This is a genomic window from Actinotalea sp. C106 (genome assembly GCF_023630195.1).
Taxonomy (GTDB): domain Bacteria; phylum Actinomycetota; class Actinomycetes; order Actinomycetales; family Cellulomonadaceae; genus Actinotalea.
On the sequence record NZ_JALPKN010000223.1, the window covers coordinates 1 to 5,328 of the forward strand.

At 74.2% G+C, this 5,328-nt stretch carries 4 protein-coding genes; all 4 read right to left on the bottom strand.

Annotated elements, in window-relative coordinates; genetic code table 11:
- Positions 1-143: 143 nt before the first annotated feature.
- Positions 144-842: a 5'-methylthioadenosine/S-adenosylhomocysteine nucleosidase gene (mtnN, locus tag L0B03_RS13455; protein WP_250446595.1), complete on the bottom strand. Its 699-nt coding sequence runs from the start codon at positions 840-842 to the stop codon at positions 144-146.
- Positions 839-1,291, bottom strand: a complete 453-nt coding sequence (locus L0B03_RS13460; RefSeq protein ID WP_250446603.1) for an S-ribosylhomocysteine lyase — start codon at positions 1,289-1,291, stop codon at positions 839-841. Before L0B03_RS13460 ends, mtnN begins: the two co-directional genes overlap by 4 nt.
- 122 nt (positions 1,292-1,413) lie before the next feature.
- A complete protein-coding gene (locus tag L0B03_RS13465; protein WP_250446598.1) occupies positions 1,414-3,054 on the bottom strand; it encodes an LLM class flavin-dependent oxidoreductase in 1,641 nt (546 codons plus the stop codon).
- Between the two features lie 80 nt (positions 3,055-3,134).
- A partial coding sequence (locus L0B03_RS13470; RefSeq protein WP_250446601.1) for a SpoIIE family protein phosphatase occupies positions 3,135-5,328 on the bottom strand: 2,194 nt, incomplete at its 5' end.

Below are 5,328 nucleotides of genomic sequence, written 5' to 3' on the forward strand. Positions count from 1 at the left end.
GGCCACGAGGGCCCCTGGCACGGTCGGGGCGTCGGGATCCGGGGCGACGAGCTCGGGCCCGCCCCCCGCGCAGGCGGCCAGGGCCCCCACGCCCACGACGACCCCCGAGACGGCGAGGGCCTCACGGCGGGTCAGGGCCGGGCTCATGGCAGCGCGGTCAGGACGCTCAGGACCACCGCGGCCGAACGGTCTGCGGCGTCGTCCACGTGGGTGAGGAAGTCGTCCCCCGCGACCGGACCGCACAGGTCGGAGATGCCGCGCACCGCGAGGAAGGGCACGTCGTACAGGTGGCAGGTCTGGGCGAGGGCCACCGACTCCATGTCGGTCGAGAGCCCCGACGGGAAGGCAGCGCGCACGCCGTCGACCATCGTGGCGTCGATGAAGGAGTCCCCCGAGAGCATCGCCCCCGTCAGGACGCGCAGCCCCTCGGGCCCGGCGGCCGGCACGGCGCCGAGCAGGGCCTCGTCGGGCGTGTAGGTCGGCGGCATGCCGGGCACCTGGCCCAACGCGTACCCGAAGGCGCGGGCGTCCGCCCCCGAGTACACGTACTCGCTCCCGACGACGACGTCCCCGACCCGCACCTCGCTGCCGAGCCCACCGGCGCTGCCCGCGCTGATCAGGGCCCGCGGACGGGTGCCGGCGATCGCCACGGCCGCAGCGGCCGCAGCGTTGACCAGGCCGATCCCGCTGCGCACGAGGAGCACGCTGCGGCCGTCGACCGACACCACGCGGTGCTCGGCCTGGCCCACCTGCGTGGCACCACCCACGGCCTGGGCGCGCTCGAGGAAGGGCGCCGCCTCGTCGGTCATCGCGATGACGACGATCGCGTCCACGGAGATCATGCGGAGACTGCGCTCCATCCCTCACGCCCGGCCAGGAAGGCGCGCGCGGCGTCCTGCGCCCCCTCGAGGGTGTGGTTCGCGCCCCAGCCGCACTGGACCTCGTTGGCGGCCGGGACCTCACCGGCCTCGATCACGTCCTGCAGGGTGCGCTCGACCAGGGTCATGACCTCCTCGAGCTCCCACTCCCCCTGCAGGATGAGGTAGAAGCCCGTCTGGCAGCCCATCGGCGAGAAGTCGACCACCCGGTCGGTGTGGTTGCGCGAGTGTTCGGCGACCATGTGCTCGAGGGAGTGCACCACGGGCATCTCGAGGTGGCCGTGGTTGGGCTGGCTGAAGCGGAGGTCGTACTTGGTGATCACGTCCCCCGCGGGCAGCGTCTTGGTGTCCGCCAGCCGCACGTAGGGCGGGGTGACGGTGCGGTGGTCGAGGTTGAAGGACTCGACGTTCATGCGGGGCTGGTTCACGGTGCGGTCCTCACATCGGTGGTGCGCGGGTAGCCCTGAGTGTTCCTCAGGACGGCAGGGGGCGGCCAGTCCGCACGTCGTCGCAGCCGGCCGGTCGGTCGGTCCGGTCAACGGCCGCCGAGCTGGCCGGGGTAGAACCCGAGCCGGGCGAGGGGCTCGACCAGCTGGGCCTCCTCGTAGGCGAAGTGCGAGTGCAGGGTGTCGGTGAGCGCGTCGACGGCGTCCTGGAGCTCGTCGAGGTCCTCGACGTCCTGCCGGATCACCGCCACGAGCGACCGGTCGAGGTTCTCGAGCACCTCGTGGATGACGTGGTGCTCGGCCTCGAGACGGTCGATCACCGGCTCGAGGGTGGGCTCTCCGGACCGCAGGTGCGGGAAGATCTGCGCGTCCTCGAGGCTGTGGTGCTGGGTGACCACCCGGCAGTAGGAGGCGCAGTACGCGCCGAGGGTCCACTGGTTCTGCCGCATCGTCATGGCGTTGATCGCCGACCGCGCCCGCCCGGCGTCGAGGGATCCGGCCCTCACCTGGTCCACGACGTCCCGGACCTTGGTCAGCTCCGCACGGAGCATGTCGTGCACCTCGACCAGGTGCCGACCCGCCGCCCGTCCCTCCTCGGTGTAGGTGACGGCCTCGGGGGGCGCCGCCTGAGGGCGGGTCTCCTCGTCGAGCAGGCTCTCCTCGCGCAGCCGCTCGGGGGCCACGGTGACCGTGACCCCGAGGGCGGACTCCCGCACGGCAGCGCCCGCCCCCGCCGCGAGCTGGACCGACCCCCCAGCGGCGGTCTCCTCGTGCTGACCCGAGGCGGGCCCCGTGGGCCCGGAGCCCGTCTCGGTGGTGAGGTGCCCGGCGGCCTGCCGTCGTTCGCGCTCGGCGTCGACCTGCTCGCGGACGGCGGGCGCCACCTCCTGGGCCAGCACCTCGAGGGCTCGGGGGTCGTCGCCGCCGAGGATGAAGGTGCTCATCCCGTGCTCGAGCACGAGGTCCACGAGCTCGGCGACCCACTGCGCGGGCGGCCCCTGGAACGGCCCGCCCCGCGAGCCCTGGAACCGGCCGGAGAGGTTGATGAGGCGACGCACGGCCGCCGGGTCGCGGCCGGCGGAGGTCGCCGCCTCGTCGATGCGTGCGTTGGCCGCCGGCAGGTCGGCCAGGTCGAGGTAGCCGAGGGAGGGCAGCCACCCGTCGGCGACCCGACCGGTGAGAGCCAGCATCCGCGGCTTGTAGGCCCCGAGCCAGATCGGGATGTCATGCGCGGGGGCCGGGCCACGCTTGGCGCCGTCCACCCGGTGGTGCTCGCCCGGCACCCGCAGCGGGCTGCGCTCTCCCACGGCCCAGATGCCCCGGATGATCTCGATCGCCTCGGCCAGGGCGCGCACGCCTTGCGCGCCGCTGAGCCGCGACCCACCCATGGCGACTATGCCGTCCCAGAAGGCCCCCGCCCCCAGGCCGAGGTCGAGACGCCCGTCGGTGAGCAGGTCCAGGCTCGCCGCGCTGCGCGCGAGCACCGCGGGCGGGCGCAGCGGCAGGTTGATGACGTTGGGGGCGAGGTGGACGGCGCTCGTCCGCGCCCCGACGTAGGAGAGCAGGGTCCAGGTGTCGTGGAAGCCCGGCTGGTACGGGTGGTCCTGGAAGGTCACCAGGTCCAGGCCCACCTGCTCGGCATGGACGGCGAGGTCGACCACCTGGGCGGGCTCGGCGTTGCTCGGGGTGAGGAAGGCGCCGAAGCGCAGGTCGTGCCCGTAGTCCGCCACGCGGCGTCACCTCCGTGATAGTTGATCCCTCAACCATACGCCTAGCCGAGCGCGGAGGCCCCCGGTGCGGAGGGACCTCCTCAGGCCCGGTCGTCCCGGAGCCGGACCACCGCGAGCGCGACGTCGTCGGTCGGGCGCTCGGGGACGAGCTGCTCGAGCAGCGCGTCGCACAGGTCCTCGACCCCGAGGTCGGCGAGCCCGCCGAGCACGCTCCGGAGCCGCTCGAGCCCCGCCCGGTATCCCTCGTCACGTCGCTCGAAGAGGCCGTCGGTGAAGAGCACGAGGGTCGAGCCCACCGCGATCTCGGACTCGTGGTCCACCCGGCTGCGCCGGTGGTCGACCCCCAGCAGCAGGTCGGGACGGCCGGTCGCGCCGAGCTCGACCACGTCCCCGTCCGGGGTCAGGACCAGCGGCGGCGGGTGACCCGCGCTCGACCAGCACAACCGGGCACGGTGCAGGGCCCGGTCCTCGGGGGTCCGCACCAGGTTCGCGACCAGGACCGTCGCGGCGAGGCCCGCCTCGAGCACGTCGAGGGACTCGTCCAGGCGCCGCAGCACCGAGGCAGGATCCTCACCCGTGGTCGCCGCGATGCCACGCAGCAGCGCCCGGGCCTGGCCCATGGCCGCCGCGGCCTCGAGGTCGTGCCCGACGACGTCCCCGATCACCAGCGTGGTGACGTCCTGCTGGGCGACGAAGGCGTCGTACCAGTCGCCGCCCACCCGGGCCGCCTCGGCCGCGGGCTGGTAGCGCACCGCGATCTCGAGCCCGTCGACCTGTGGCGGCTCGGTCAGCAGGGAGCGCTGCAGGGTCTCGGCGACCTGGCGCTGCTGGGTGTAGAGCCGCGCGTTGTCGAGGGCCAGGGCCGCGCGTGAGGCGACGTCGAGGGCCGTGCCGAGGTGAGGCTCGGCCTCCCCCACCTGGGCGAAGCCGGCACGCCCGGCAACGCCGTAGAGGCTGAGCAGTCCGAGGGTCCGCCCCTGGGCACGCAAGGGCAGCACGACGACGTCCTCGGGGGCGAGCTCGAGCAGGAGGTCGTGAGCCTCGCCCGGCTCGAGCATCGCGGCGATGGCCTCGGCGGCCCCCTCACGGCTCACCGTGGGCTCCCCCGAGGCCAGGGTCTGGGCGACGAAGGACGGGCCGCGGAGCGCGCCCAGACGCAGCGCCGCGTAGCGCTCGACCTGCACCCGCCGGGCCGGGTCCTCGTGCCACGAGCCGAGGTCCTTCAGGCGCCGCCACTCGGGCCCCGGCCTGTCCTGCTCGACCAGGGACACGATGCACCACGCGGCGAGGGTGGGGACGACGAGCTGGGCCAGACGCCCGACGGCCTCGTGAGCGTCCAGGGTGCCGGCGAGCTCGGAGGCGACGGCCGCGATGAGCTCCGAGCGTGCGACCGCGAGCCTGATCCGCGCCTCGTCGGCCCGGCGCTCGGTGATGTCGTGGAAGTAGACCGCGAGGCCGTCGACGTCGGGCCACGCGCGCACCTCGTACCACCGGTCGAGCGGCGGCGGGTAGTACGCCTCGAAGGCCGTGGGTCGCCCGCTGTCCATCGCCCCGCGGTACTCGCGCTCGAAGGTCGAGCCGAGCGCCAGGGGGAACAGCTCCCACAGGTCGTTGCCGAGCATCTTCTCGCGGGGCAGGCCGAGCAGTGCCTCGGCCCCGCGGTTGACGTAGCTGAACCGCCACTGCCGGTCGACCGAGAAGAAGGCCGTCGTCATCGACTCGAGGATCCGCGCGACCCGCGCCTCGCCCTCGCGCAGGTCGGTCGTGTCGTAGGCCGCACCGATCACCCGCACCGCCGCGCCGTCGAGCCCGGGCAGGGCACGTCCACGGGCCTCGACCCGGCGCACCGACCCGTCGGGCCGGACCACGCGGTACTCGGCGTCGTAGTCACCGCAGGCCGCGATGGCACCGAACAGGGCCTCGCGGGTGTGCGGCAGGTCCTCGGGGTGCAGGCGTGCCTCGAACTCCTCGATGGTGCCCACGAACTCCTCGGGCGTGTACCCGAAGAGGACCGTCAGCCGCTCGTCCCACACCAGGTGGCCCGTGGTCAGGTCCCAGTCGAAGCTGCCGATCCCGGCCGCGGCCAGTGCGAGGTCCGACCGCGCCCGGGAGGCTCGCAGGTCCCGCCACAGGGCGGCCTGCTCGATCTGCGTGACGACGGGGGCGGCGAGGCGACCCAGCAGGTCGACCTCGGCCGGGGTCCAGGAGCGCTCGGCCGTCGCGTGCACCCCCAGCGCTCCCAGGACCGCACCGTCGGCCGGGGCGAGCAGCGGG

Excerpts from the sequence above, each read along its gene's own strand:
- mtnN (WP_250446595.1), bottom strand. The coding sequence starts at position 842 with ATGATCTCCGTGGACGCGATCGTCGTCATCGCGATGACCGACGAGGCG.
- L0B03_RS13460 (WP_250446603.1), bottom strand. The coding sequence starts at position 1,291 with ATGAACGTCGAGTCCTTCAACCTCGACCACCGCACCGTCACCCCGCCC.